Annotated in this window: 1 protein-coding gene; it reads right to left on the bottom strand. The window is 58.8% G+C overall.

The features are described from left to right. Nucleotides 1–388, bottom strand: a 388-nt coding sequence (locus EN935_RS40485) for an amidohydrolase family protein (RefSeq protein ID WP_164771953.1), incomplete at both ends; no start/stop codon positions are given.

The following is a 388-nucleotide window of genomic DNA, read 5'->3' as shown; positions in this document are numbered from 1 at the left end:
GCGCAAGATCGGCTGATCTGCCGGCTTCTATACGTCCTATCTTACCTTTGAACGGCGTCGTATCGCCTCCGCCCTCGGTCGCCATCTGGAAGACTTCACAGCACGTCAACACCCCGGCAGCCCCCATGCCGGGCGTGCGATTGGAATGAAGGACAAGCCGCATCTCTTGTAACATGTCCCGGTCATCGTTGATGCCAGCCTCGTCGATACCCATGGCCACGCCTATGTTTCGACGGCGCATTGCCAAAACAGGGGCTGCTCCGCTGCGCAGCCTCATGTTCGAACTGCAATTGTGGCAGATATGGACGCCGGCCTCTGCAATCTGGTCGAGACCGGCTTCGTCTAGCCATACGCCATGACCCAAGGTCAGACGCTCGTTCAGCAGATC

The organism is Mesorhizobium sp. M7D.F.Ca.US.004.03.1.1, assembly GCF_003998635.1.
Classification (GTDB): Bacteria; Pseudomonadota; Alphaproteobacteria; order Rhizobiales; family Rhizobiaceae; genus Mesorhizobium; species Mesorhizobium loti.
This window is presented reverse-complemented; position numbering and strand designations above follow the sequence as displayed.